Below are 25,777 nucleotides of genomic sequence, written 5' to 3' on the forward strand. Positions count from 1 at the left end.
CAAAGTTTTCGATTGCTTGCAACTGGACGCATACTCGCGGCGGCACGCCCCCTACCATGGTCATCACCATGGACGTCTCCAGCCTGTCCCCCATCATGCAGAAGCTGGCCGCGCAGGTGCGCTTGGCCGCCGCGTCCGATGCCAGCGTGTTCATCGTCGGCGAAAGCGGCGCCGGCAAGGAAGTGGTGGCGCGCGCCATTCACGCGGCCAGCGGGCGCGCCGACCAGCCGTTCGTGGCCGTCAACTGTGGCGCCATCAGCGGCTCGTTGGCCCATGCCGAGTTGTTCGGCCACGAGAAAGGCAGTTTCACGGGCGCCGTGGCGCAGAATGCCGGCTACTTCGAGTCGGCCAGCGGCGGCACCCTGTTTCTGGATGAAGTCACCGAAATGCCGCCGGACATGCAGGTGCATTTCCTGCGGGTGCTGGAGAGCGGCACGTATCAGCGCGTGGGCGGTTCCGACCTGCTGCGCGCCAACGCCCGCATCCTGTGCGCCAGCAACCGGGATCCGGCCGCCGCGGTGGCCGCCGGCCGCCTGCGCCAGGACTTCCTGCATCGCCTGCTGGTGATCCCCCTGCGCGTGCCGCCGCTGCGCGAACGCGCGGGCGATGCCGCGGTACTGGCGCAGCAATGCCTTGACGAATTGAACCAGCGCCACGCCACCGCCAAGAAATTCTCGGCGCGCATGCTGCAGGCCATCGCCCGCCATGACTGGCCCGGCAATGTCCGCGAACTGCGCAATGCGGTGCAGCGCGCCTACATTCTTTGTGACGACCAGCTCGACGCCGCGCTGCCACAGGCCCGCGCCGCCGCGCGAACCGAACTCAAGGACGGCGTGTTCAGCGTTGCCGTCGGCACGGCGCTGGACAACGCGCAACGCGATTTCATCCTGGCCACGCTGGCACACCACGGCGGCGACAAGCGCCTGGCGGCCGCAACGCTCGGCGTGAGCCTGAAAACCCTCTACAACCGGCTGGATGTGTACCAGCAGGAAGCCGGCGGCCCGGCCCCCGCCTGAGCGCCCGGCCGGCCGGCAATATTTACCGTCCCCTTGTAATCCTGAATCGCCGCCCAGCGGCGCCCGGTCCGTGTGCGCCCGCGGCGCGGGCAGGCATGATCCTTGCATCAATCCAGGGATGCGCCGCCCTTCCGGCGGCTGCCGTTGGGAGAATTTCTTGGTATATCCGATGCAAGAACTGCGCCTGCGCCAGCAGATGACCCTGGCGCCGCGCCTGCAGCAATCGGTCAAGCTGCTGCAGATGTCGGCGCTGGAATTCACGACAGCGGTGGAACTGGCGCTGGCCAGCAACCCTTTCCTGGAGGAGGCGGAAACTCCTGCCGATACGCAGGCAGCGGGTCCGCACGGGGCCAATGCCAGCGCCACGCAGGCGGCGCCGGACGGCGGCGCGGAATCCGCCGCCGCCCCGGCCATGGCCGCGGACGCGCCACAGCCCCCGCGCGAATATGCCGGCGACTACCCGACCTCGGCGCATGCCGATGGCCCGGAGCGCGATCTGGGCCAATGGGCCAGCGCGCCGGTTTCGATGCGGGAAAAGCTGTCGCTCGAACTGGGCAATTACCGGCTCGGCCCGCGCGACCGGCTGCTGGCCGAATTCATCATCGACTCGCTGGACGAGGACGGCTACCTGCGCACGCCCCCGGCCAGCCTGTGCGATGACTTGAGCCCGGACTTCTCGCCGCCGCCCGATGACGGCGAATGGCTGGCGGCTTTGCGGCTGGTGCAGCAACTGGACGCCCCCGGACTGGGCGCGCGCGACCTGCAGGAATGCCTGGCCCTGCAGTTGGAGGCCGCACCCGGCCTGAACGCGCCGCTGCGGGCGCTGGCGCTGCGCATCGTGCGTGAACAGATCGAGCGGCTGGCCCGCAATGACTTCGCCGCGATGCGCCACGCGCTCGATTGCGATGACGAGGCGCTGCGTGCCGCCTGCAGCTTGATCCGCGGCCTCGATCCCAAGCCCGGACGCCGCTACGACGACCAGACGCCGGCCTACGTGGTGCCGGACGTCTTCGTCGACAAATGGCGCTCGCGCTGGCGTGTGCAGCCCAACCGCGGCGCCATGCCGCAGGCCCGTCTGCATGAGGTGTATGCCGAATTGTTCCGGCGCGCGCGCCTGGACGACCGCAGCCCCATGGCCCAGGAACTGCAGGAAGCGCGCTGGCTGGTGCGCAATGTCGAACAGCGCTACAGCACCATCCAGCGTGTGGCCGAAGCCATCGTCAAGCGCCAGCAGACATTCTTCGAGTACGGCGACGTGGCGCTGCGGCCATTGATGCTCAAGGAAGTCGCCGACGACCTGGACATGCATGAGTCGACCGTGTCGCGCGCCACCGTTGGCAAATACATGGTCACCCCGCGCGGGGTCTTCGAGTTCCGCCATTTCTTCTCGCGTGAGCTGCCCACCGATTCCGGTGGCACCTGCTCGGCGGCGGCGGTGCGCGCGCTGATCAAGGAACTGATCGAGGCCGAGGACCCCGCCATGCCGCTTTCGGACGTGGCGCTGGCGCAGCAACTGGCCGCCAATGGCATCGTCCTGGCGCGCCGCACGGTGTCGAAGTACCGCGGCCAATTGCGCCTGCCGCCGGCCGAACTGCGGCGCGTACATTGAGGCGGCGTCGACGCGCCACGCGTGTTCGAGGCGACGCATCCCCGCAGGCACACGGGTGCCGGGCGGGGATGCGCATGGAAACGAGGGCCGCCCTGACGCGGGCCGCCCTGACGTGGGCCGCCCGCGATTCCATTTACTTGCTGCCGCCCGTGTTCGGATAGCCCGGCGGCGGCGTGGCGCCGCCGGCCGGCGTGCGCGGCACATTCTCATTGGCGCCGCGCGGCTTTTTCGACATCCCGCTTTTCGACATCTCGCCAGAATGCTTACCGCCCGGCGCGGCCTTGTTCTTGTGGTCCAGGTTCGGTGCCTTGCCCGGCGTGCTGGGCGGCGCGTTGGGCGCCGGCGCGGCCTGACCTGGAGGCACCGGGCGGTTCGGCGGCACCGCGGTGCCGTCGTTGGGCGTGTTGGACGGGCTCGAAGGGCTGGCTGACTGCGCCCAGGCGGCGCCGGTTCCACCGAGGCTGGCGGCGACGACGATGGCATAGGTCAAAGCACGGATTTTCATAAGTTCACTCCTTGTGTGAGTTGCCCTGCCCCTGTCGCAACCCCCGTGCCTGCCCTCGACGCCCCCTGGCAAAGGCGGCTGCCGGCAATTTTTACCGACGCTTGAATAGGGTGCGCATCCGCCCAGGCGCGCTCATCAGCGCGGGCACCGCGCGAGGTTCAATCGGCCCCGGCCGGTTCCAGCATCCTTTGCACACGCTCGGCCAGAACGTCCAGTGCAAAGGGTTTGACGATCAGCGCCATGCCACTGTCGAGAAAGCCGGAGCCGCGCGCCGCGCTTTCGGCATAGCCGGTCATCAACAGGACTTTCAGGCCAGGATGGATGGCGCGCGCGGCGTCCGCCAACTGGCGGCCGTTCAAGCCCGGCAGGCCGACATCGGTGACCAGCAGGTCAAGGCTGGCGGCGCTGCGCAGTTGCTCCAGGCCGGCATCGCCGTCACCGGCGGCCAGCACCCGCATGCCCAGTTCCGCCAGGCTCTCGCACACCATCTCGCGCACATTGGCTTCGTCCTCCACCACCAGCACCACGGCCTGGCGCGCGGCGCCGTGCCTGGCGCCGGCGGCCGGCGCGGGCGTCGTGGCGCCGGCCGCCGTGCCCTGGTGGCGTGGCAGGAAGATCCTGACCGAGGTGCCCACCTTCACCTTGCTCTCCAGCGTTACGACACCGCCGGCCTGCTTGGCGAAGCCGTAGATCATGGAAAGTCCCAGCCCCGTGCCCTCGCCCAGCGGCTTGGTGGTGAAGAACGGATCGAAGGCGTGGGCCAACACATCGGGCGACATGCCGCAACCGGCATCGGTGACGCGCACTTCGACGAAGTCGCCCGGTTGCGCGCCCGGATAAGGCCGCAGGAACGCCGGATCCAGGCGCGTGTTGAACGCGGCCACGGTCAGCTTGCCGCCATCCGGCATGGCATCGCAGGCGTTGATCACCAGGTTCAGCAACGCGTTCTCGAACTGATTGCGGTCGCAGCGCACCGGCCACAACCCGCTCTCCAGGTCGAAGGCCAGCGTGACCCCTTCGCCGGTATAGCGATGGAACAGATCGACCATCGACTGCAGCGTGGCGGCGACCGAGAACGGCTGCGGATCGATCGGCTGGCGCCGCGAGAACGTCAGCAGCCGTTGCGTCAGGTGGGCCGCGCGGTTGGCCGAGTCCATGGCCACGCCGACAAAGCGCTCGGCCTGTTCCGGCACGCCGGCGGCCAGCTTGCGCTGGATCAGGTAGAGCGCCCCGGTGATGCCCTGCAGCATGTTGTTGAAATCGTGCGCGATGCCTCCCGTCAGGCGTCCGACCGCCTCCATCTTCTGCGCCTGGCGCAAGGCGTTTTCGGTCTCCGCCAGCGTCTCGGCCTGCGATTTCAAATCGGTATCGTCGCGTCCCGCCAGATACAGGCTGTCCTGCGCCCAGGACATGCTCCAGGTGATCCAGGCATAACCGCCGTCGCGCTTGAGCACGCGGTTCTCCAGATGGCGCGCGCCCTGCGGCGCGTCAACGCGGCGCGCCTGCGCCAGGGCATCGCGGGTGGCCTGGTAGTCCTCCGGGTGGATCAGCTGGCTCAGCCTCATGGCCAGGAACTGCTCCTGGGTCCAGCCCAGGATCGGCCGCACCGCCGGGTTGACGCTGGCATAGCGCCCCTGCGCATCGATCACGGCCAGCAGTTCCGGCGACATGCGCCAGATGCGGTCGCGCTCGGCAATAGCGTGCTCGACCCGCTGCTCCAGCATGCGCGCGTATTGCGAGCGCTCGACCGCGCCGCACAGCCGCTCGGTCACGTCCTCGATACAGGCCACGTCGCCGCGCTTGAGCCGCGAATCCGCCGCCGTCCGCACCACCAGCGCCCCGCCGCGCCGGCCCCAGCGGTCCATCGGCACGACAATGGTGGAAGGCTGGACATCGCCATCGGACTGCGCCAGCAACGGCTCCAGGAAGACCGTGCGGCCGGCGTCCAGCGCATCATGGATCCGGGCCAGCAATGCCGGTCCCAGGCAGTGGCCGGACGGGTCGCCGGGTGGATGCCAGCGCGTCGATACGACAGGCCCGGCGTCCTGCGCCGGCCAATCGACCACCGCCACCAATCCCAACGCCAGATGCTGCCCCAAGCTCTCGCATGCCAGTTGCTCGATCGCCGCCTGCTGCTGCAATTCACGCATGCGGTCGCCCAGCGCCAGCACGAAATTCTTGCGGTATTGCCCCTCCCAGAGTTCCGCTTCGGCTGTCTTGCGCGCCGTCACGTCCAGGAACAACGCCATCATCCGGTTATCGCCTTCGCGCCGCGCGCGGGCCTCGTACCAGGCCGCCCGGGGCTCGGGCACCGCGAACTCGAACTGCGCCGGCTCGCCGGTCTCGACCACCTGCGCGAAAGCGTCCAGGATCCCGTCCGGCACCCCGGGAATCATCTCGCGCAAGGTATGGCCGAGCGTATCGCCTTCTTTCATGCCGCTCTGGCGCTCGAACGCGGGGTTGACCTCGATGAACCGGAAGTCGACGATACGGCCCGCCGCGTCGCGCAGCGCTTCGCTCAGGAAGAAGGCCTCCTGCATGCCGTCGAACATGGCGCGCCAGCGTTCGCCACTGCGGCGCAGCGCAGTCTCGGTCAAATGCCGTTCGATCGCCAGCGCCGCGCTGCGCGTGATCACGGCAATCGCGTCGATGTCCTCGGCCGAGGGCGCGCGTGGCGTCCCATAGTAGTTGGAGAACACGCCCAGCAATCGGCCGTCGGGAGCCTTGATGGGCGTGGACCAGCAGGCGCGCAGGCCATGTGACAACGCCTGCTCGCGCCAGCAGGCCCAGGCGGGATGGGTGGCGATGTCTTCGACGTAGACCGGGCTACCCGAATCCGCCGCCATGCCCCATGAGGCCATATCCGGCCCGATCGGCGCATGATCGACGGCGGCATTGAACTGCGCCGGCAGGCTGGGCGCGGCCCCATGGCGCAAGAAGCCGCCGTTGTCCTCGACCAGCGCGATCGAGGCGCGCAGCCCGACACTGGACTGCGCCTCGATCGCGTGCAGCATATGCCCCAGCACGTCAGCCAGCGGCACGCCGGCTGCGATCCGCTGCAACATGACGCGCTCGTCCTCCAGCCGTGCAAGCGTATCGGTCCAGGAATGGGTTACGCGGTCTCGCCGGGTCAGCATGGCGTCTCCTGCGGTCGTTCCACCATGGACTGTATTGCGGCGACGGCGCCAGAGCCGCAACCCTAGGTAACGCGGCATTACGCCTTGCCGCCCGCGACCATGCCGCCCATAGTGCGAGCGAATCCCATTAACGACAAACCGCTGCCTCATGGCCCCCCGCCTCCGCCTTGTCCGCCCCCTGCTCCGAACGCAACGTCGACGAGGTACACCATGCTCGACGGTCCCGCGCTCGAATGGAGCCACGGACCCTGCTCGCGGGCGCGGCGCGGCCCTGCGCCGGCCGCAGTCTTGGGGGTGCGTGAGCACGCCCGCCTGACCGAGACCCAGCAAGCCGGACGGCGCAGCCGCGGCCGAGGCCGGCGGGTGATTCCGAGTCAGCGCGGCAATTCGGCGCTTTCGCGCGCCAGTCCCAGCGCGGTCAGCGCCTCGGGCTTGTCAACCAGCACGCACTGCTTGCCGGTGCGGGTGCAGTGGTCCTTGACGCGCCAGTAGGCGCCATGACTGACGCAACCGGTCTGGCAGATGACCAGGTCGGCCGCCACCAGGCTGGCCTCAAGGGTCTCGGCGTCGGCGTTCTCGCCGCCGCAATGGCCGAGGTAGCGCCCGCCGGCCATTTCCACCACCTTGCGTGTCAGCATCAGGGCCATGGCGTCCTCGCCCACGCACAGCACCGATTTTTCGCGCAGCGCAGTGGCGGCGATGACCGCGGCGGGCGCTGGCGGCTCGACCGCGCGGTCGCGCGACCGCTCGCGCGCCTGGGCCGCGCGGTCCTGCCAGGCCAGGCGTTCGCGCATCAGCCCCTGCACCCGCTCCACCAACTGGCTCACGCGCCGCGCCAGCGCGATGCGGGGGGCAAGCCCCGGGATCGTGCCCTCGAGCGCGGCCCGGTCCTGCCGCGCCCAGGCCAGCGCGGTATCCCGCTGGATCACCTGGGCCCGCAACTTGAAGACCTCGGCCTCGAGATGTGCGATGCGCTGCGCCTGCGCGCTCAGCAGACGGCTGCAACGCGCCTGGGCCTGGCCGTAGGCGGCCAGCAATGCCGCATGCTCGCGCTGCAGCGAATTGGGCGCCTGGAATGCTAGGGTCATCTTGAGCCTCTCGGGTGGCGGAACGCGGCGGTGCATGGGATTGGCGCCTTCAGGTTGGCGCCGTTCGGTTGGCGCGTTTCCGCATGCCGGGCATTATAAATGAGAATAGGTCTTTTTTACCATTTTGACGAAATGACCCTTCCCCGCTCGGGAAATCCACTACTGACGGCCCCGGGACCACTTAAATATGATGAACAGGCAATGCCGGCAGGCAAGCCTTTACCGGCTCGATCAAGCGCCTTCAGGATGCGCGCGTCATGCCTGTTCCCGGCCCGGCACCCGCCCGGCCGCGATTCAGTGAAGTGAGGGGCGACCAATGCCGCAATCCACCGAACTTCTGCGCGACATCCACGAGACCAATCTCATGTACCTGCTGCTGTTGCAGCGGATCGCCCGCAGCGGCAACCTGTCGGCGTTGACGGGTATGCAGGTGTCGGTCCAGGCCTGCGAGTGGCTGGCCCGGCAGGAACTCGACGATCTGACCCGCTTGTCCCGATGCAGCGTGATGCTGGCCCAGTTGTCTCTCGAGCCCCGCCTGCTGCTGGCGGCGCTCAGCCAGGGCATGGAAGCGCCCCTGGCGGCCGGCGCCGCGCCGACCCGTACCCCAGCCTAGCGCCCGCGCCGATCAAAAGCAGCCTGGCGCCGGCCGGCGGTGGGATCCTGCGCGATCAGCGGACGCCTCAGGGCGCGTGGCAGACCACGCACAGCTTGTTGCCGTCGGGATCGCGGAAATAGGCGCCGTAGTAGTTAGCGTGGTAGTGCGGGCGCAATCCCGGTGGGCCTTCGCAGCAGGCGCCATGCGCCAGCGCCAGGGCATGGCAGCGATCCACGGTGGCGCAATCCTGTGCCAGGAAGGCCGTCATCTGCCCATTTCCCGGCGAGGCCGGGTTACCGTCGTGGGGCGCGCCGATGACCAGCAGCGGCCGCCCGCCGCCCGCCGGCTGCCAGCCCGCCCAGGGCTGTTCGCGTTCGAGAAAGCGCGGCTCCAGGCCGAGCGCCTCCGCCAATACGGAATAGAAGGCATAGGCGCGATCAAAATCGCCCACGCCCAGGCACACATGCGAAAACATAAACAGCCCCTTCAGTGGATTCCCGGCCCGATTATGACGCGCCCTGCTCCACCGTGGCAGCCGGCAAGCGCGCGCTGCGCCAGTACAGCACGGCGCTGATGGCCAGCGCCAGCCCCAGCAGGCTGCCGGTCATCGCCGCCACGCCGGGCCAGCCAGCGTCGGTCCAGAACCGGCCGCCCAGCGATCCCAGCACGCTGGAGCCGACGTAGTACACCAGCAGGTACAGCGAGGCCGCCAGCGCCTTGTAGCCGCGCGACATCTGGCCGACCCAGCCGCTGGCCACTGCGTGCGCCGCGAAGAAGCCGAAGGTGAACACCACGATGCCGGCGATCAGCACAGGCAGGCTGTCCGACAGTGTCAGCAGCAGCCCGGCCAGCGCCAGGGCGGAGCCCGCCGTCAGCATCGCGCCGCGCCCGTGGCGATCGGCCAGGCGGCCGCAATACGTGGAGGCGAAGATGCCCACCAGATACACCACGAAGATGAAGCCGATGAAGGTCTGGCTCAGCGAGAACGGCGGCGCCAGCAGGCGAAAGCCGACATAGTTGTAGACCGTGACGAAGGCCCCCATCAGCAGGCCGCCGAGGGCGAACAGCCCGCACAGGGGGCCATTGCGCAGATGCGCGCCGATACCCGCGCGCACATCGGCGGCAACGCCGGCCCAGCCGCGCGAACGTTGCGGCGTGAAGCGGCGCGAAGCCGGTAGCAGCCACACGAACAGCACGGCCGCGGCGATACCCAGCAGGCCCAGCGTGCCCAGGGCCGCGCGCCAGCCGAAATGATCCGACACCAGTCCCGTGATCACCCGGCCCGACAAGCCGCCGAAGGCGCTGCCGCTGATATAGAGGCCCATGGCGAACCCGAGGGTGCCGGGCTCGACCTCTTCGGCCAGATAGGCCATGGCCACCGCTGGTACGCCCCCCATGGCCAGGCCCTGCAGCGCGCGCAGCGCCAGCAGGCTGTGCCAGTCGGGCGCCACCGCCGCCGCCGTGCCCAGCACGGCCGAGGCGAACAGCGACAGCGCCATGACGCGCTTGCGCGGCAACGCCTGCGAAAACAGGCCCACCAGGAAGATCGCCACGGCCAGCAGGCCGGTACAGAGCGACAGCACCAGGCTGCTCTGCGCCGGCGACACCCCGAAACCCTGCGTGAACAGCGGCATCAGCGGCTGCACGCAGTACAGCAGCGAAAAGGTCGAAAACCCCGCCGCGAACAGGGCCCACTGCGCGCGCCGCAACGCCGGGGTGCCGCGCGCCAGATAGCCGGTCGGAGGCACCGGCGCGGTGGCGCCAGCGGTGGAGGCAACAAGAACGGAGGGGGTGGACATCGGAAATCTCGAAAAGCACCGGGCAAGGACCCGTGCATCCAAGGTAGACTTTTGCCCTGCATATGTCCAATATATGAAACCGGCACTCGCTATATTTAATAACGATGGAACTGAGACACCTGCGCTATTTCACGGTGGTCGCCGATGAACTCCACTTCACCCGCGCCGCCGCCCGGCTCGGCATAGGCCAGCCGCCATTGAGCCAGCAGATCCAGCAGCTGGAACGCGAGATCGGCACCCCGCTGTTCCTGCGCCTGCCCCGCGGCGTCGAGCTGACCGAGGCCGGCGCCCAGTTCCTGGAGGACGCGCGCGCCATCCTGGCCAGCGCGGACCGCGCCATCGACACCGCGCGCCGCCTGGGCCGCGGCGAGCGCGGCGCCATCACCGTGGGTTTCACTGCGTCGGCGGTATTCCATCCCTACCTGCCGCGAGCCATCCGCGCGTTCCGCGACCGCTATCCGGACGTGCGCGTCAGCCTGACCGAAAGCAATACCATCAGCCTGCTGCGCGGCCTGCGCGAGAACGCCGTGGACGTGGCCTTCGTGCGCCCGCCGTATATGCTCGATCCGGAATTCGAATCCGAGCGCGTGCTGGACGAGCCGATGCTGATCGCCCTGCCCCCGGACCACCCCCTCAGCCGCCGGCGCAGCGTGCCCATCGCTGCGCTGGCGAACGAGGACTTCGTACTGTATCCGCGGCCGATCGGCGCCGGCCTGTACGACGCCATCCAGGGCGCCTGCCTGCGCGCCGGCTTCTCGCCACGCGTGATCCAGGAAGCCCCGCAAATGGCATCGATCGTCAGCCTGGTGGCGGCCGGTGTCGGCATCTCGATCGTGCCGGCGGCGATGCGCCACATGGGCGCCCAGGGCATCGAGTACCGCCCCATCAAGGGCGATGCGCCGCATGCCTTGCTGGACATGGCCTACCGCCGTCACGACCGTTCGATCGCGGCGCACAACGCGGTCGAGATGCTACGCCGGCTGGCGCACCCGGACCCGCCGGCCTGAGGGCGGGCCGCCCAGACGGTATTGGTCTGTCGCGTTTGTCATCTTCTGTAAACCCGGCGCCGGCCAGCGCCTGTAAATTGGCGCGCAATCGCCTCAGCCGGCTCCGCGATGGGGCCCGCCGGCGCAATCTGCCCAAAGGTGTTCCCGTGCAACGTACTCTACTGGCTGTGGCGCTTGCCACGCTTCCCGGTCTGGCCGCGGCGGCCGGACTGGCGTCCTCCATCGGCGCCGTGACGGTCTACCAGGACCGCGCCGTCGTCACCCGCGCCGCCAGCAGCGAGCTGGCGGCGGGCGAGCATGAACTGGTGCTGGAAAAGCTGCCCGCCAGCCTGCAAGAGAACTCGTTGCAGGTATCGGCCAGAAGCTCCGGCCAGGCGACCTTGCTGGACGTGCGGGTGCGCGATGCGTATCAGGCCGACACCGCCAACGAGCGCGTCAGGCAGCTGGAAGAACAGATCCGCAAGCTGACCGGCCAGCAGGCGGCATTGGACGACGAGGCCGCGGTACTGGACAACCAGCGCGAGCTGGTGGCGATGATGCAGCGTGGCGCCACCGAGCCGGCCAAGGATGGCCCGCGCCCCACGCTCGACGAACTGAAGGCGATCCAGGCGCTCAGCGCCGATACGCTGACCCGCGCCCTGGCCGGCCTGCGGCAGGTGGCCGAGCGGCGCGAAGACCTGGCGCGCCAATTGACCGCCGCGCAAGGCGAACTGGGGCGCTTGCAGGGCCAGCTCAATCGCCGCACCAAGACCGTCACGCTGCGCGTCAACCTGGCGCGCGCCGGCAAGCTGGACCTGAACGTGTCGTACGCCGTGGCCGGCGCCCGCTGGACGCCTTCCTACGATGCGCGGCTGCGCCGGGCCGACCGCAGCATCGACCTCGGCTACTTCGGCGTCATCCGCCAGAACACCGGCGAAGACTGGAACAACGTCAGGCTCACGCTGTCGACCGCGCGGCCGGCGCTGGGCGGCGGCGCGCCCAAGTTGACGCCCTGGATCATCGACGTGGCGGCCCCCCGGCCGCCCATGCCGATGCCGGCCGCCGCCCCCTCGCCGTTGACGCGCGGCGATGCGCGCGCGCGCATGAGCGCCAAGGCCAGCGCCGAGATGACGGCGGTCGAGGCGGCGGCCCCGCTGGAAGAGGCCGAGGTTTCGACCGCCGCGGTGCAGGCCGAGGCCACCAGCGCCTCGTTCCAGATCCGCTCGCCCGCCACACTGCCCTCGGACAATAGCGCGCAGCGCGTCGCCATCACCACCGCCAAGCTGCCGGCCACGCTGCAATACCAGTCCACCCCGGCGCTGCGCGAGGCGGCGTTCCTGACGGCCCTGGCCAGCAATGGCACCGACTATCCGTTCCTGGCCGGCACGCTCAATACCTTTCTGGACGACGCCTTCGTCGCCGCGTCGTCCTTGAAAACCGTAATGCCCGGCGAGAAACTCGAACTGGCGCTGGGCGCCGACGACGGCATCTCGATCAAGCGCCAGCTGGTCAATCGCTTCACCGAAAGCACGGGCTTTTCGGGCAGCGGCAAGCGCGTGACCTACGAATACAAGATCACCGTCACGAACAACAAGACCACCAAGGAACAGGTCACGTTCAAAGACCGGCTGCCCCTCTCGCGCAACGAGAAAATCGAGGTCAAGCTGCTGTCGCCGGCCGAGCGCGACATCAAGCGCGAGGATGATGGCGTGCTGGTCTGGAACTGGGACCTGGAGCCGGGCAAGTCGCGCGAAACCGTATTGAAGTTCTCGGTCGACTATCCAGGCGACATCGACGTGGCCGGCCTCTGACCGCCTTGGCGCCGCCGGAGGCCTTCACTGCCGGCGGCAGAAGGCAATGAAATCTTCCGGGGATAGCGGTACCGAAATGCCGTACCCCTGCGCCACCTTGCAACCGAGCTCGCGCAGCAACTGGATATCGCGCTCCTGCTCGACCCCTTCGGCCACCACCAGGCGGCCCAGCGCCCGTCCCATTTCGATGGCTGCCGCCACCACCGCGCGGGACGCCGGCTCGCGGTGCATGTGCACGATGAAATCGCGGTCGATCTTCAACTCGGTGAACGGCATGGCGGAAAACAGCCGCATCGAGGCAATGCCCGCGCCGAAATCATCCATGGCCAGTTCGAAGCCCCGCACCCGCAGCAGGTTCAGCGCCGACGACAGGGCCAGCCAGTCGATGACCGGCTCGTCCTCGGTCAGTTCGATCTTGACCAGATGCGCCGGCAGGCCGGCGCGCGCCACCCGTTGCTCCAGCGCGCCCGGCAGGTCGGGCGCGCACAGCGTCGAGGCCGAGGCGTTGATCGCGATCGGCACCGCGATGCCTTCGGCGTGCATCGCCACCAGCACCTCGACCACGCAATCGACGACGCGGTTGAACAGTATGCGGTCCAGTCCCAGCCGATGCGCGGCCGGCACGAAATCGGCGGCGGCGATGGCGCCCAGCGTCGGATGATCCCAGCGCGACAGGGCCTCGGCGGCGATCGCGCGGCCGCTGTCCAGGTCGACCTGCGGTTGCAGCACCACGCGCATGCCCTCGCCCGACGCCAGCGCCTGCCCCAGCTCGGCCTCGATCAGATCGCGCCGCACTGAGATCTGGCGTGGCGAACGCGTGTCGTCTTCCACGCTGTGCAGGGCCGCTTTGATGGCATGCTGCAAGGCGGTGCGCGACACGGGCTTGGCCAACGCCTGCGATGACGGGCAGCCCGCCTGCATGGCCAGCCGCACATGCGATTGCAGCAGTTCGTCGGCCAGGCTGCTGATCCAGATGATGGGGGGCATGGTCTTGATACGGCCGCTGTCGACCAGCCGCCGCAACTCATTGGGCAGGCGGGTGCCATCGCCCTCGCCCATGGCGATGTCGCTGACCACCACGTCGTAGCTCTGCCGCGCCAGCGCGGCGATGGCCTCGACGCTGCTGCTCACGCCGGCCACGCGCCGGTACCCCAGTGCCAACAGCATGTTCTGCAGGTAAGCACGCTCCACCGGATGGTCCTCGACCAGCAGGATCCTCCGGGTAGCGGCGCCAGCGTCGGTTTTGGGCATCGCGCAAGTCCTCGGATGTGTCGGCATTCGAACAGGCTGGCGGCGCCGGTGACAGGCCCCCGGGCCGGACGCGATCGCGGGAGCGCGTTGCGTCAATGCTAAGGCATCTTCGCCGGCAGCGGCGCGGCGAGAAAGCCCTAGGCCCGATTAGGGCGATGCAGGCGCCAATCGGGCGAGATCAAGGGGGGACGTAGCCCGGACGGACGACGCCCGCGGGTGCGATAATGGCAGCCCTTTCCCGCATCTACGGCACGGAGCTTCCCTTGACCCGCATTGACGATCCCCTGCATGACCGCGAGGTCGGCACGGCCGACGCCACCCAGGACAACACCCGCACGGACGACACCCGCATCAGCGCGGTGCGTCCCCTGATCTCGCCCGCCCTGCTGCAGGACGAATTGCCGGTCTCGGCGGCGATCCAGACGCTGGTGGAGGACAGCCGCGCCCGCATCGCCGACGTGCTGCATGGCCGCGACGACCGCCTGGTGCTGGTGGTGGGCCCCTGCTCCATCCATGACCACGGCCAGGCCATGGAATACGCGCGCCAGCTGCGTGCCGCCGCCGACCAGTACCGCGACGACCTGCTGGTCGTGATGCGCGTGTATTTCGAAAAGCCGCGCACCACCGTGGGCTGGAAGGGCTACATCAACGACCCGCGCCTGGATGGCAGCTTCCGCATCAACGAAGGCCTGCGCCGCGCCCGCGAACTGCTGCTGGACATCAGCGGCCTGGGCCTGCCGATCGCCACCGAATTCCTCGACCTGCTCAGCCCGCAGTACATCGCCGACCTGATCGCCTGGGGCGCCATCGGCGCGCGCACCACCGAGAGCCCCAGCCACCGCCAACTGAGTTCGGGCCTGAGCTGCCCGCTGGGCTTCAAGAACGGCACCGACGGCGGCGTGCAGATCGCGGCCGACGCCATGGTCGCGGCCAGCGCCAAGCACGCCTTCATGGGCATGACCAAGATGGGCATGGCCGCGATCTTCGAAACCCGCGGCAACGCCGACACCCACGTGATCCTGCGCGGCGGCAAGCAAGGCCCCAACTACGACGCCGCCAGCGTCGACGCCTGTTGTGCCGTGTTGCGCGCGGCCGGCCAGCGGGAACAGGTCATGATCGACTGCTCGCACGCCAACTCCAACAAGTCGCACCTGCGCCAGGTGGACGTGGCCCGCGACATCGCCGCGCAGTTGGCCCAGGGCGATACCCGCATCACCGACGTGATGATCGAGAGCCACCTGGAGGAAGGCCGCCAGGACCTCAAGCCAGGACAGCCGCTGCGCCCGGGCGTGTCGATTACCGACGCCTGCCTGGGCTGGACCCAGACCCTGCCGGTGCTCGACATGCTGGCGCAGGCGGTGCGCGAGCGCCGCGCCAAGGCCCGCGCCTGACGCGGTCGCGGCCTGCCTGGCCGGCCCGCTGCGCGCCGGCCTAGCGGTTCAGCGCATACGGCGCCGGGTCCATGTCCGGCGTCTCTCCGGTCACCAGGCAAGCCAGCAGCTTGCCCGTCACCGGCCCCAGCGTGAAGCCGTGATGCGCGTGACCGAAGGCCAGCCACAGCCCGGGATGGCGCGGCGCCGGGCCGATCACCGGGCGCATGTCCGGCATGCAGGGCCGGCACCCCATCCACGGCGTCTTCTCGACCGCCTCGCCGAGCGGCAGCAACTGGGCCGCCAGCAGGCGCGCACGCGCGACCTGCACCGGCGACGGCGGCGCATCGCGCGGCGCGAATTCGGCGCCCGTGGTCAGGCGCAAGCCCAGCGTCATCGGCGACATCACGAAACCGCTGTCGATATCGGCCACCGGCCGCGACAGCGCGGCGCCATCCTCCAGCGCGAAGTGCTGGTGGTAGCCGCGCTTGACCGCCATCGGCACCCGGTAGCCCAGCGGCCGCAACACGTCGGACGACCACGGCCCCAGCGCCACCACCACGTCACGCGCCTCCAGCGGCCCGGTCACGCCGCGCACGCGCCAGCCGCCGCCGGCCACCGCTTCCAGGCTGCGTGCGTCGCCGCGCGCCAGCGTGCCGCCGCGTTGCTGGAACAGGGCCGCGTAGCCGCGCGCCACGGCGCCCGGATCGGACACATTGACGGGGTCACGCCAATGGATGGCGCCCACCAGATTGGGCGACAGGGACGGCTCCAGCGCCGCCAGCGCCGGCCGGTCCAGCACCTGGTAGTCCAGCCCGTAGCAGGCCAATGCCACCGCGTCGGCCGCGGCACGATCCAGGCTGGCCTGGCTGCGCATGCCGTCGATCCAGCCATTGCGGCGGAACAGATGGGAGATGCCGGCCGCGTCCTTGAGCACGTCGTGCTCGGTCACGCTGCGTTCGATCAATGGCAGCATGGCGGCCGCGGCGCGCGCCAGCCGCGACGGCGCCGAATGCCACCAATAGCGCAGCAGCCAGGGCGCGATGCGCGGCAGGAAACGCGGGTGGTAGCGGACATCGGGCCGGCGGTTGCCGGCATAGCGCAGCAGGCTGCGCCAGTCGCGCGGAAAGGCATAGGGAATGACACTGGCGCGTTCGATCAGCCCGGCATTGCCATAGCTGGTCTCCTCGCCCGGGCCTCGGCGGTCGAACAACGTCACCGAGCGTCCGCGCGCCTGCAGATGCAGCGCCGCGCTCACGCCTATGATGCCCGCCCCCAGGACCACCACGTCTGTTTTCATGCTGCGCATTCTGCCCCCGGGGCATCGCCGCGGCAAGCCCGCGCGCGGGCGTAGAATCGACCATCGCCCGCCGCCGGTCGCCCGCCGCCGGCCATGGCGCCGCACGCCCGGCCGCGATGCGTTTTTCAGGAGCCCTGCCCTTGCCCGCCCTCGCCCCCCTGCAACCCGTTACTCTGGAAGGCGACATCGTGCGCCTGGTGCCTTTGACAGCCGCCCATGCCGGCCCCCTGGCCGAGGTCGGCCTGCACCCCGAACTCTGGCGGCTGCAGCCGGAACCGATCGACAGCGCCGCAGACATGCGCCGCTATGTCGAGCGCGCGCTGGCCGGCCAGGCCGCCGGCGACTGCCTGCCCTTTGCCATCGTGCGGCGGGCCGACGGCCAGGTCATCGGCACCACCCGCTACATGGATATCGCCCTGGCGCACAGGCGCCTGGAGATTGGCGCCACCTGGCTCACCCCGGCCAGCCAGCGCAGCGGCGCCAACACCGAGGCCAAGTATCTTTTATTGCAGCACGCCTTTGAAACAATTGGTATCATGCGGGTCGTGTTCAAGACGGAGGCGGCCAATCTGCAATCGCGCCAGGCCATTCTCCGCATCGGCGGCGTCGAGGAAGGGGTATTCCGCAAGCACCTGATCGCGCAGTCGGGACGCACCCGCGACATGGCCTATTTCGCCATCCTCGAAGAGGACTGGCCCGCCGCCAGGACGCGCCTGCTGGCGCGCCTGCGCCGCGCAGCGTGATGGCCGGCGGGGCTTGCTCTTTGTCTTTCATCGTGGCCTGCGCTCAAGTTCCCGCAACCGGAGGCCGTTAATGCGGTACCCGGGGCAGGCTCGCCGTCCGAGCGCCCCGCTCATTTCAAGTCAGGTATGGATCGTTCTCCCCTCGCCCCGCCCGCGCCGGTCGGGCACAATCGTCCCAGTATCTTCATCTACACCGAAGAACAGCGGGGCAACCAGTTGGTCGAATCGCCGGTGATCGGCATGCTTTCGGACGTTTCAGGTTCGGACAAGCTCGTCGTGGTGCAGGACCCGTTCAGCGGCATCAAATTCATCTATCGCGTCGACCACGAAAGCAGCAACCTGGACGCGGCGGCGATCACCGAGCAGGACGAGTCCGCTTTCAACGGCAGGAATTCGGTACAGATCAACGCCATCTCCTACAAGTTGGGAACGGCCGACAGCGCAATGAAGTTGCTGCGCGGCAAAAGTCAATGGATCCAGGACAAGGGTGCCGTACTGTCGGTGCTGTTGCAGAACGCGGCGGCCCGCAAGACGCGCTTCGCGCCGCCGCGCATCGAACGCGACCGCGTGCGCAAGGTGCCGCCCGGCGTGCCGGTGGAATATCTGGCCGCCGCGCCAACGCCCTGAACCGACCTGGCGGTGTACAACTTTCGCACGACTTTCTTATCCACAGAAACTGTGGATAAGAAACTGACGCAGGCAGGCGGGCCGGCCTGCGCGGCGACACCGCAGGGGCTGCTCATTTTTTGACCACCCGGTGCCGCGCCAGCGGCTGCCCTGCGCAACATGCTGCGCCGCCACAACGGCGATAATGATATTCTCCGCGGGAGCGCCTCGAGGGGATCTCATCGGCTGGCGCATCCCGGCCCTGCGCCCCAGCCAGGCGGACCCATCCACACCAATAAAAAGCCGTAGCATGAAAGGAGCGGAAAGCGTGTTTGCCCATGGAGCGCCCCGCGCGCAACCGCCTGCTCGTCCGGCGCCGTGACCATCATCATCGTCGACGATCACGGCGACTGGCGCGACACCATCGCCGAATTCATCCACGACCTCGGCCTGGGCGAAGCCATCCTCACGGCGGGCTCGCTCTCCGAACTGGATCAATTGCTGCTGAACGTCACTCCCGGCATCCTGGTGCTGGACGCCATGCTGCCCGATGGCGACGGGCTGACAAGGGTCGCGCATCTGCGCACCACGTATCCCTCGATGGGCATCATCATGCTCACCGGCCGGCTGCTGAGCGAAGACAAGGTGTCGGGGCTGAGTCTGGGCGCCGACCACTACCTGACCAAGCCCGTCAATCTGGCCGAACTCGGCGCGACCCTGGTGTCGCTGTCGCGGCGCCTGCGTGTCGTGCCCGCGGCCGACCCCGAAGCGCCAGCCACCGAGATCTGGCGCTTCGATCCCGCGCGCCGCAGGCTGGTGTCGCCCAAGCGCGTCCACGTCGACATCACCGACACCGAAAGCCGCCTGATCGGCGCCTTGATCCAGGCCGCGCCGCTGCCGCTGTCGCGCGGGCGGCTGGTCGAGGCGCTGGGCGCCAGCACCGAGGCCTATGACACCCATCGTCTCGATGCGCACATGCACCGGCTGCGCCGCAAGCTGCGCGCGCAGGCCGGCGGCGACATGGGCATACGCACCGTTTATGGCGTCGGCTATGTCTGCACCATGCCGGTGCAGATCGTCGGCAACAGCAAGCACTGAATTTTCCCCGACATGGCACTGACCGATACCCGCCCCCGCCGTTCCGTCCTCTACATGCCGGGCGCCAACGCGCGCGCGCTCGACAAGGCGCGCAGCCTCGATGCCGACACGCTGATCCTCGATCTCGAGGACGCGGTCGCACCCGACGCCAAGGCATTGGCGCGCGAGCAGGTGGCCGCGGCCCTGCGCGCCGGCGGCTACGGCCGGCGCGAATGCGTGGTGCGCGTCAATGCGCTGGACACGCCGTGGGGCCTGGACGACGTGCGCGCGATCGCGCGGGCCGGCGCCGATGCGGTGCTGCTGCCCAAGGTGCAATCGGCTGCTGAACTCGACGCGCTGGCGCGCGCCCTGGATGCGGCTGGCGCGCCGGCCGCATTGCCGCTGTGGGCCATGGCCGAAACGCCCTTGGGCTTTCTGCGGCTGGACGCGATTGCCGGCGGCCACGCGCGCCTGGCGGCCATCGTGGTGGGCACCTCCGACCTGGTCAAGGACCTGCGCGCGCGCCATACGCCCGAGCGCCACGAGACGCTGCTGGCGCGCTCGCTGGCAGTGCTGGCCGCGCGCGCCCATGGCCTGGCGGTGCTCGACGGCGTGCACCTGGACCTGGACGATGAGGCCGGCCTCGCGGCCGCCTGCCGCCAGGGACGCGACCAGGGCTTCGACGGCAAGACACTGATCCATCCGAAGCAGATCGCCGCCGCCAACGCCGCGTTCGCGCCGTCCGCCAGCGAATTGGCCAATGCCCGCAAGCGGCTCCAGGCCTGGCGCGCGGCGCAGGCGGCGGGCCAGGGCGTGGCGGTGGTGGACGGCATGCTGGTCGAGAACCTGCATGCGCGCGAAGCCGAACGCCTGCTGGCAATGGCCGCCGCCATCGAGGCCGGCCCGGCCGGCGCCTGAACTACAATACCCCCCGCGATCCCGGAGCGGCCCCGCCGCTTCCGCCCGCCGCGCCCGGCGCGGCCCGCATGTCGCGCCGCCGGCGCGATGTCTTCCCGGTTCCGTTTTTTTCGCCGCTGCCTGTGGCGGGAACCTTGCCGCGCGTTCGTCGCGCCCCCCCCCTGCCACACGATTCATGATCCGCTTCCAACAAGTTTCACTCATGCGCGGCGTCAAGCCCTTGTTCGACAAGGTCGACCTGCTGCTGAACCCCGGCGACAAGATCGGCCTGATCGGCGCCAACGGCGCCGGCAAGTCGAGCCTGTTCGGCCTGCTTCGCGGCACGCTGCACGCCGACCAGGGTGACCTGGATTATCCCGCCAGCTGGCGCATGGCCTATGTGGCGCAGGAAACCCCCGCGCTCGATCGCCCCGCCATCGAATACGCCATCGACGGCGACGTCACGCTGCGCAAACTGGAGGCGGAGCTGGCCGCGCTCGAAGCCGAGCCGGAAAGCGCCGAGAACGGCCTGCGCATGGCCGACATCTACGCCGCGCTGGCCGACGCCGACGCCTATACGGTGCACTCGCGCGCCGAGCAACTGCTGACCGGCCTGGGCTTCACGCAGGCGCAAATGCAGTTGCCGCTGACCAGCTTCTCGGGCGGCTGGCGCATGCGGCTGAACCTGGCGCAGGCGCTGATGTGCCCGTCCGACCTGCTGCTGCTGGACGAGCCCACCAACCACCTGGACCTGGACGCCATCATCTGGCTGGAAGACTGGCTCAAGCGCTATCCGGGCACGCTCATCGTGATCTCGCACGACCGCGACTTCCTGGACGGCGTGGTCAACGTCATCGTCCACATCGACGAGCGCAAGCTCAAGCGCTACTCGGGCAACTACTCGTCGTTCGAACGCCAGCGCGCCGCCCAGTTGGAACTGGCGCAGGGCATGATGGAAAAGCAGATGCGCCAGCGCGCCCACCTGCAATCCTTCATCGACCGCTTCAAGGCCCAGGCCAGCAAGGCGCGCCAGGCGCAGAGCCGCATCAAGGCGCTGGCCCGCATGGAAGAAGTGGCGCCGCTGCGCGCCGCCGCCGAGTTCTCGTTCGAGTTCCGCGAGCCGCTGCGCGCGCCCAATCCGCTGCTGACCATGGACAAGGTCAGCGCCGGCTACCGCAACACCGACGAGGACAGCGGCGTCACGTCCGACAAGATCATCGTGTCGGGCATCGACTTCTCGCTGCAGGCGGGCCAGCGCCTGGGCCTGCTGGGCATCAACGGCGCCGGCAAATCGACCTTCATCAAGACCATTGCCGGCGAGCTGCAATCGCTGGCGGGCGAGACCCAGTTCAACAAGGGCCTGTCGATCGGCTACTTCGCCCAGCACCAGGTCGAGATGCTGCGCCATGACGAATCGCCGCTGTGGCACATGACCAAGATCGCGCCGACGGTGCGCGAGCAGGAGCTGCGCAACTTCCTGGGCAGCTTCAATTTCAACGGCGCCATGGCCACCAGCTCGATCGCGCCATTCTCCGGCGGCGAGAAGGCGCGCCTGGCGCTGGCGCTGATCGTGTGGCAGCGCCCCAACCTGCTGTTGCTGGACGAGCCCACCAACCACCTGGACCTGGAAACCCGCGAGGCCCTGACCACCGCGCTGGCCCAGTTCGAGGGCACGCTGGTGCTGGTATCGCACGACCGCCACCTGCTGCGCGCCACCACCGACCAGTTCATCATCGTCGCCGACGGGCGCTTCAGCCCCTTCGACGGCGATCTGGACGACTACAAGGACTGGCTCTACAAGACCAAGCTGTCGGCCAAGGCCGCGGCCTGACCGCGCGGCCGGAGCCCGGCGGCGATGCGCTTCGCGGCATGGTCCATTCGCGTTCGAACGCGCTACAATCCCGCGAATTGCCCGCCCGGGCCCGCCATGCGCGGCGGTCCGCGCGCGACAACCGACAACCACGTCCCGCTGTACGCGGGACGCGTTTTTTTAGCGCTCCTAGATGCCGATCAAAGACCAACTTTTCCTCGCCAGCCAGTACCTGGCGCCGCATCACCTGGTGTCGCGTTTCTTCGGATACGCCTCGGACTGCCGGGAACCCGCGGTCAAGAACTGGATGATCTCGCGCTTCGTGCGCAAGTACGGCGTGGACATGCGCGAAGCCGTGCAGGAAGACGCGCTGGCCTACGATTGCTTCAACGACTTCTTCACCCGCGCCCTCAAGCCGGACGCGCGCCCGCTCGACGATGAACCCGGTGGCGTGCTCTGTCCCGCCGACGGCGCCATCAGCCAGATGGGCGCCATCGAGCATGGCCGCATCTTCCAGGCCAAGGGCCACAGCTATGGCCTGACCGACCTGCTGGGCGGCGATGCCGAGCGCGCCGCGCCGTTCCAGGGCGGGGAATTCGCCACCATCTACCTGTCGCCCAAGGACTACCACCGTGTCCACATGCCGGTGGCCGGCACGCTGCGCGAAATGATCCACGTGCCGGGCCGGCTGTTCTCGGTCAATCCGCTGACGGCGCGCAACGTGCCGCGGCTGTTCGCCCGCAACGAGCGCGTGGTCTGCATTTTCGACACCGAGCACGGCCCCATGGCGCTGGTGCTGGTGGGCGCCATGATCGTCGCCTCGATCGAAACCGTCTGGGCTGGCCTGGTCACGCCGTACAAGCGCCGCGTCAAGGCAGTGCGCTACGACGACGCGGCGCGCGCGCCGATCCATCTGGCCAAGGGCGCCGAGATGGGCCGCTTCAAGCTCGGCTCGACCGCCATCGTGCTGTTCGGGCCGGACAAGGTGCGCTGGGCCGATACGCCGTCGGTGCGCGGTCCGGTGCGCATGGGTGAACTGCTGGCGTTGCCGCGGACCTCGTTTCCGCAAGGCGAATGATCCCGTACGGATTTATTCGCTTTATGCAATGAGGCGGCCTGGGTAGATTGGCGGTTTTTCTCTCCGCCGCCATGTCCGCCTCCTCCCTGCCCGCCACCACGCCCGCCGCCACCGCTCGCCCCGCCGACCGCCCTTCGCGCGCCCTGGCGCGCATGCTGTCGCTGGATGATTTCGAGGCCGCCGCGCGCAAGCGCCTGCCGCGCCCCATCTTCGGCTACGTGGCCGGCGCTGCCGAGGACAACCAGTCCCTGCGCGCCAATCGCGACGCCTTCGGCCGCTATGCTTTCCAGCCGCGCGTGCTGGTCGACGTGTCGCGCCGCAGCCAGCACATCGAACTGTTCGGACGACGCTACGAATCGCCGTTCGGCATCGCGCCGATGGGCATCAGCGCGCTGTCGGCCTACCGCGGCGACATCGTGCTGGCGCGCGCCGCGCACGAACAGGGCATCCCGGCCATTCTCAGCGGCACTGCGCTGATCGCGCTCGAAGACGTGATCCGCGAAGCGCCTGGCACCTGGTTCCAGGCCTACCTGCCCGGCGACCCGGCCCGCATCGACGCGCTGGTGGCGCGCGCCGCACGCGCCGGCTATGAAACCCTGGTGCTGACCGTGGACATTCCGGTGTCCGCCAATCGCGAGAACAATGTGCGCACCGGCTTTTCCACCCCGCTCAAACCCAGCCTGCGGCTGGCGTGGGACGGCTTGACGCGGCCGCGCTGGCTGGCCGGCACCTTCCTGCGCACCCTGCTGGCCCATGGCATGCCGCATTTCGAGAACTCGTTCGCCACGCGCGGGGCGCCCATCGTGTCGGCCTCGGTGTTGCGCGACTTCAGCGCGCGCGACCACCTGAACTGGCAGCACGTGGCCCGCATCCGCGCGCAATGGCGCGGCACGCTCATCATCAAGGGCATCCTGCATCCGCAGGACGCGCGGCTGGCGCGCGAACACGGCGCGGACGGCATCATTGTCTCGAACCACGGCGGCCGCCAGCTCGACGGCGCCATTCCGCCCCTGCGCGCGCTACCCGGCGTGGTGGCCGAGGCCGGCGCCATGCCGGTCATGATGGACAGCGGCGTGCGCCGTGGCGGCGATGTGCTCAAGGCGCTGGCGCTGGGCGCGCGCTTCGTGTTCGTGGGCCGTCCGTTCAACTACGCCGCCGCCGTCGGCGGCCAGGCGGGCGTGGCGCATGCCATCGGCTTGCTGCGCGCCGAGGTCGACCGCAATATGGCCATGCTGGGCATCAACCGCCTGGACGAACTGGACGCCAGCCTGCTGGCCGCGGCCTGAGACCGCCGGGGCGCCGCCTGGCCGCCGCCCCGGCGGCACAGCATAGAATGACGGTTCCTCCGCTTGCGCCGGGCCGGCCTTCGCGCCGCCCACCTGCTCCGTCGACCGTGTCGCTACGCCAATCCTCGTTCTTCCTGCGTTTTCTGACCCTGGGCGCGCTGGCCCATGTCTATGTCGGCGCCCGCCTGATCGGCGATGCCGGCCTGGCCGGGTCCGGCGCCGCCAGCGCCATCCTGCTGCTGATCCTGTCTTGCGTCCTGATCCCGCTGGGGATGCTGGCGCGCTCGTCGGTGCATCCGCCCTGGGGCGATCGCATCGCCTGGGTCGGCCTGATCGCGATGGGCCTGTTCTCGTCATTATTTGTGCTGACGGTGCTGCGCGACGCGCTGCTGCTGGCGCTGTGGCTGGCCGACCTGGCCACCGGCCTGGCGCCGCCCTGGCCCGCGCTGCGGCGCGCCAGCGCCCTGGCGGTGGCGGCGCTGGCGCTGGCGGCGACGCTGGTCGGCTTCTACAACGCCCGCCGCCGCGCCCGCGTGGTCAAGGTGGACGTGCCGGTGCGCGGCCTGCCGGCCGACCTGGACGGCTTCACCATCGCGCAGATCAGCGACATCCACGTCGGTCCGACCATCAAGCGGCGCTACGTCCAGGCCATCGTCGACGCCGTCAACGGACAGGCGCCAGACATGATCGCCATCACGGGCGACGTGGTGGACGGCAGCGTCGAGCAACTGGCGCCCCAGGCCAGCCCCCTGGGCGAGCTGCGCGCGCCGTTCGGGGTGTACCTCGTGACCGGCAACCATGAATACTATTCGGGCGCGGCGCCCTGGGTGGCGGAATTCCGCCGCCTGGGCCTGCGGGTGCTGATGAACGAGCACGCGGTCATCCACCCCGCCGGCCTGCCGCTGGTCGTGGCCGGCGTTACGGACTACAGTGCCGGCGCCTTCGATCCGCATCAACGCAGCAATCCGGCGGCGGCCCTGGCAGGCGCCCCGGCCGACGCCGCGGCGCGCATCCTGCTGGCCCACCAGCCGCGCAGCGCGGCCGCCGCCGCGCCGCTGGGCTATACCCTGCAATTGTCCGGCCACACCCACGGCGGGCAGTTCTTTCCGTGGGGCTTTTTCGTGCGCTTCCAGCAGCCGTACACGGCCGGACTGCACCGCCTGGGGCAGATGTGGATCTATGTCAGCCGCGGCACGGGCTATTGGGGACCGCCCAAGCGCCTGGGCGCCCCGTCGGAGATCACCTGCCTGCGGCTGCGGCCGGCGCCTTGAGCGGCCGGCGGCGCTCAGGCCGCTTCCGGCAGCGGGCCGCGCTCCAGGTAGCTGGTCAGCGCGATATCGCTGGTGGTGTTGGTAATCCCCTCGATCTGGTGAATGCGCGCCAGCAACGCCTCCAGCGCCTGGGTGTCGCGCACCCGCACCTTGAGCAGCATGGCGCTTTTGCCGGTGATGGTGTGGATCTCCTCGACCTCGGTCAGTTCGGCCAGCCCCAGCACCTGCTGGGTGATGCTCCAGTTGTTGGTGTCGACGTGCACGAACGCCAGCAGCGGGCGGCCGATGCGGGCACCGTCGAGCTTGGCGGCGATCCCCTTGATCAGGCCGTCGCGCTTGAGGCGCTTGACCCGCTCGTGTACCGCCGGCGCCGACAGATTCAGCACTTTGCCCAGTTCGGCATAACTCGGCGAGGCGTCGTCCGCCAGCAGCGTTAATAATTTTCGGTCGCGGTCGTCGAGATCTGGCATCGGAATCTGGTTCTGCCTAACGGCATTCGAACTTTTACGGGATTAAGGAATATCGGTGTTAACCCTTATTTT

22 protein-coding genes are annotated in these 25,777 nt (G+C 69.1%); 14 read left to right on the forward strand and 8 right to left on the reverse strand.

Annotated features, from left to right (window positions below; all coding sequences use genetic code 11):
• The first annotated feature begins 95 nt into the window (after nt 1-95).
• Both K2W61_RS23440 and K2W61_RS23445 read left to right on the forward strand, forming a co-directional pair.
• Nucleotides 96-1,016, forward strand: coding sequence for a sigma-54 interaction domain-containing protein (locus tag K2W61_RS23440; protein WP_175140119.1), 921 nt, complete (start codon nt 96-98; stop codon nt 1,014-1,016).
• Between the two features lie 169 nt (nt 1,017-1,185).
• Entirely contained in the window at nt 1,186-2,625 is a 1,440-nt protein-coding gene (locus tag K2W61_RS23445; protein WP_236756685.1) for an RNA polymerase factor sigma-54, read from the forward strand.
• Between the two features lie 133 nt (nt 2,626-2,758).
• Here K2W61_RS23445 and K2W61_RS23450 read toward each other — a convergent pair whose 3' ends face one another.
• From K2W61_RS23450 to K2W61_RS23460, 3 genes are all read right to left on the reverse strand, one after another.
• Nucleotides 2,759-3,115 (reverse strand): hypothetical protein, encoded by a 357-nt coding sequence (locus tag K2W61_RS23450; RefSeq protein ID WP_419761618.1) that lies wholly within the window; start codon nt 3,113-3,115, stop codon nt 2,759-2,761.
• Nucleotides 3,116-3,288: 173 nt separating this feature from the next.
• The gene (locus K2W61_RS23455) at nt 3,289-6,267 is read right to left on the reverse strand and encodes a GAF domain-containing hybrid sensor histidine kinase/response regulator (RefSeq protein ID WP_175132098.1); all 2,979 of its coding nucleotides are present in this window, start codon (nt 6,265-6,267) and stop codon (nt 3,289-3,291) included.
• Between the two features lie 374 nt (nt 6,268-6,641).
• Nucleotides 6,642-7,355: a DUF2325 domain-containing protein gene (locus K2W61_RS23460; RefSeq protein WP_175132099.1), complete on the reverse strand. Its 714-nt coding sequence runs from the start codon at nt 7,353-7,355 to the stop codon at nt 6,642-6,644.
• 316 nt (nt 7,356-7,671) lie between these two features.
• Here K2W61_RS23460 and K2W61_RS23465 point away from each other — a divergent pair, with 316 nt between their 5' ends.
• Nucleotides 7,672-7,968: a flagellar transcriptional regulator FlhD gene (locus K2W61_RS23465; protein ID WP_175132100.1), complete on the forward strand. Its 297-nt coding sequence runs from the start codon at nt 7,672-7,674 to the stop codon at nt 7,966-7,968.
• 67 nt (nt 7,969-8,035) lie between these two features.
• Here K2W61_RS23465 and K2W61_RS23470 read toward each other — a convergent pair whose 3' ends face one another.
• Nucleotides 8,036-8,425 (reverse strand): VOC family protein, encoded by a 390-nt coding sequence (locus K2W61_RS23470; protein WP_236756686.1) that lies wholly within the window; start codon nt 8,423-8,425, stop codon nt 8,036-8,038.
• Nucleotides 8,426-8,456: 31 nt separating this feature from the next.
• Nucleotides 8,457-9,749: an MFS transporter gene (locus K2W61_RS23475; RefSeq protein WP_236756687.1), complete on the reverse strand. Its 1,293-nt coding sequence runs from the start codon at nt 9,747-9,749 to the stop codon at nt 8,457-8,459.
• A 104-nt stretch (nt 9,750-9,853) separates the two neighbouring features.
• Here K2W61_RS23475 and K2W61_RS23480 point away from each other — a divergent pair, with 104 nt between their 5' ends.
• Together K2W61_RS23480 and K2W61_RS23485 are read left to right on the forward strand one after the other, a co-directional pair.
• Nucleotides 9,854-10,756: a LysR family transcriptional regulator gene (locus tag K2W61_RS23480; protein WP_175140003.1), complete on the forward strand. Its 903-nt coding sequence runs from the start codon at nt 9,854-9,856 to the stop codon at nt 10,754-10,756.
• Nucleotides 10,757-10,902: 146 nt separating this feature from the next.
• Nucleotides 10,903-12,546, forward strand: a complete 1,644-nt coding sequence (locus K2W61_RS23485) for a mucoidy inhibitor MuiA family protein (protein ID WP_236756688.1) — start codon at nt 10,903-10,905, stop codon at nt 12,544-12,546.
• Between the two features lie 24 nt (nt 12,547-12,570).
• Here K2W61_RS23485 and K2W61_RS23490 read toward each other — a convergent pair whose 3' ends face one another.
• Nucleotides 12,571-13,797 carry an EAL domain-containing response regulator gene (locus K2W61_RS23490; RefSeq protein ID WP_236756689.1) on the reverse strand — a complete coding sequence of 409 codons (1,227 nt, stop codon included), beginning with the start codon at nt 13,795-13,797 and terminating at the stop codon, nt 12,571-12,573.
• 263 nt (nt 13,798-14,060) lie between these two features.
• On the opposite strand from K2W61_RS23490, the gene K2W61_RS23495 reads away from it, so the two are divergent.
• Entirely contained in the window at nt 14,061-15,188 is a 1,128-nt protein-coding gene (locus K2W61_RS23495) for a 3-deoxy-7-phosphoheptulonate synthase (RefSeq protein WP_236756690.1), read from the forward strand.
• Between the two features lie 40 nt (nt 15,189-15,228).
• On the opposite strand, the gene K2W61_RS23500 is transcribed toward K2W61_RS23495, so the two are convergent.
• Nucleotides 15,229-16,467 (reverse strand): NAD(P)/FAD-dependent oxidoreductase, encoded by a 1,239-nt coding sequence (locus tag K2W61_RS23500; protein ID WP_175132104.1) that lies wholly within the window; start codon nt 16,465-16,467, stop codon nt 15,229-15,231.
• A 116-nt stretch (nt 16,468-16,583) separates the two neighbouring features.
• On the opposite strand from K2W61_RS23500, the gene K2W61_RS23505 reads away from it, so the two are divergent.
• From K2W61_RS23505 to K2W61_RS23540, 8 genes are all read left to right on the forward strand, one after another.
• Nucleotides 16,584-17,210: a GNAT family N-acetyltransferase gene (locus tag K2W61_RS23505; RefSeq protein ID WP_175132105.1), complete on the forward strand. Its 627-nt coding sequence runs from the start codon at nt 16,584-16,586 to the stop codon at nt 17,208-17,210.
• A 126-nt stretch (nt 17,211-17,336) separates the two neighbouring features.
• Complete coding sequence (locus K2W61_RS23510) at nt 17,337-17,837, forward strand: hypothetical protein (RefSeq protein ID WP_175132106.1); 501 nt, start codon at nt 17,337-17,339, stop codon at nt 17,835-17,837.
• A gap of 357 nt (nt 17,838-18,194) precedes the next feature.
• Nucleotides 18,195-18,914 carry a response regulator transcription factor gene (locus K2W61_RS23515; RefSeq protein ID WP_175132107.1) on the forward strand — a complete coding sequence of 240 codons (720 nt, stop codon included), beginning with the start codon at nt 18,195-18,197 and terminating at the stop codon, nt 18,912-18,914.
• Nucleotides 18,915-18,926: 12 nt separating this feature from the next.
• Complete coding sequence (locus K2W61_RS23520) at nt 18,927-19,811, forward strand: HpcH/HpaI aldolase/citrate lyase family protein (RefSeq protein ID WP_217467950.1); 885 nt, start codon at nt 18,927-18,929, stop codon at nt 19,809-19,811.
• 175 nt (nt 19,812-19,986) lie between these two features.
• Nucleotides 19,987-21,621, forward strand: a complete 1,635-nt coding sequence (locus tag K2W61_RS23525; protein ID WP_054419566.1) for an ATP-binding cassette domain-containing protein — start codon at nt 19,987-19,989, stop codon at nt 21,619-21,621.
• Between the two features lie 172 nt (nt 21,622-21,793).
• Complete coding sequence (gene asd / locus K2W61_RS23530; protein ID WP_175132108.1) at nt 21,794-22,678, forward strand: archaetidylserine decarboxylase; 885 nt, start codon at nt 21,794-21,796, stop codon at nt 22,676-22,678.
• Between the two features lie 71 nt (nt 22,679-22,749).
• A complete protein-coding gene (locus tag K2W61_RS23535) occupies nt 22,750-23,964 on the forward strand; it encodes an alpha-hydroxy acid oxidase (RefSeq protein WP_175132109.1) in 1,215 nt (404 codons plus the stop codon).
• 107 nt (nt 23,965-24,071) lie between these two features.
• Entirely contained in the window at nt 24,072-25,235 is a 1,164-nt protein-coding gene (locus K2W61_RS23540; RefSeq protein ID WP_236756692.1) for a metallophosphoesterase, read from the forward strand.
• 14 nt (nt 25,236-25,249) lie between these two features.
• On the opposite strand, the gene K2W61_RS23545 is transcribed toward K2W61_RS23540, so the two are convergent.
• On the reverse strand, nt 25,250-25,705 hold the full coding sequence (locus tag K2W61_RS23545) for an Lrp/AsnC family transcriptional regulator (RefSeq protein ID WP_175132111.1): 456 nt from the start codon (nt 25,703-25,705) through the stop codon (nt 25,250-25,252).
• Nucleotides 25,706-25,777: the final 72 nt, after the last annotated feature.

It is taken from the genome of Achromobacter pulmonis (assembly GCF_021733725.1).
Taxonomy (GTDB): domain Bacteria; phylum Pseudomonadota; class Gammaproteobacteria; order Burkholderiales; family Burkholderiaceae_B; genus Achromobacter; species Achromobacter pulmonis.

Excerpts from the sequence above, each read along its gene's own strand:
- K2W61_RS23510 (WP_175132106.1), top strand. The coding sequence starts at position 17,337 with ATGGATCGTTCTCCCCTCGCCCCGCCCGCGCCGGTCGGGCACAATCGT.
- K2W61_RS23505 (WP_175132105.1), top strand. The coding sequence starts at position 16,584 with ATGCGTTTTTCAGGAGCCCTGCCCTTGCCCGCCCTCGCCCCCCTGCAA.
- K2W61_RS23440 (WP_175140119.1), top strand. The coding sequence starts at position 96 with ATGCAGAAGCTGGCCGCGCAGGTGCGCTTGGCCGCCGCGTCCGATGCC.
- K2W61_RS23470 (WP_236756686.1), bottom strand. The coding sequence starts at position 8,425 with ATGTTTTCGCATGTGTGCCTGGGCGTGGGCGATTTTGATCGCGCCTAT.
- K2W61_RS23490 (WP_236756689.1), bottom strand. The coding sequence starts at position 13,797 with ATGCCCAAAACCGACGCTGGCGCCGCTACCCGGAGGATCCTGCTGGTC.
- K2W61_RS23520 (WP_217467950.1), top strand. The coding sequence starts at position 18,927 with ATGGCACTGACCGATACCCGCCCCCGCCGTTCCGTCCTCTACATGCCG.
- K2W61_RS23465 (WP_175132100.1), top strand. The coding sequence starts at position 7,672 with ATGCCGCAATCCACCGAACTTCTGCGCGACATCCACGAGACCAATCTC.
- asd (WP_175132108.1), top strand. The coding sequence starts at position 21,794 with ATGCCGATCAAAGACCAACTTTTCCTCGCCAGCCAGTACCTGGCGCCG.
- K2W61_RS23480 (WP_175140003.1), top strand. The coding sequence starts at position 9,854 with ATGGAACTGAGACACCTGCGCTATTTCACGGTGGTCGCCGATGAACTC.
- K2W61_RS23535 (WP_175132109.1), top strand. The coding sequence starts at position 22,750 with ATGTCCGCCTCCTCCCTGCCCGCCACCACGCCCGCCGCCACCGCTCGC.
- K2W61_RS23500 (WP_175132104.1), bottom strand. The coding sequence starts at position 16,467 with ATGAAAACAGACGTGGTGGTCCTGGGGGCGGGCATCATAGGCGTGAGC.
- K2W61_RS23455 (WP_175132098.1), bottom strand. The coding sequence starts at position 6,267 with ATGCTGACCCGGCGAGACCGCGTAACCCATTCCTGGACCGATACGCTT.
- K2W61_RS23475 (WP_236756687.1), bottom strand. The coding sequence starts at position 9,749 with ATGTCCACCCCCTCCGTTCTTGTTGCCTCCACCGCTGGCGCCACCGCG.
- K2W61_RS23460 (WP_175132099.1), bottom strand. The coding sequence starts at position 7,355 with ATGACCCTAGCATTCCAGGCGCCCAATTCGCTGCAGCGCGAGCATGCG.
- K2W61_RS23545 (WP_175132111.1), bottom strand. The coding sequence starts at position 25,705 with ATGCCAGATCTCGACGACCGCGACCGAAAATTATTAACGCTGCTGGCG.
- K2W61_RS23445 (WP_236756685.1), top strand. The coding sequence starts at position 1,186 with ATGCAAGAACTGCGCCTGCGCCAGCAGATGACCCTGGCGCCGCGCCTG.
- K2W61_RS23525 (WP_054419566.1), top strand. The coding sequence starts at position 19,987 with ATGATCCGCTTCCAACAAGTTTCACTCATGCGCGGCGTCAAGCCCTTG.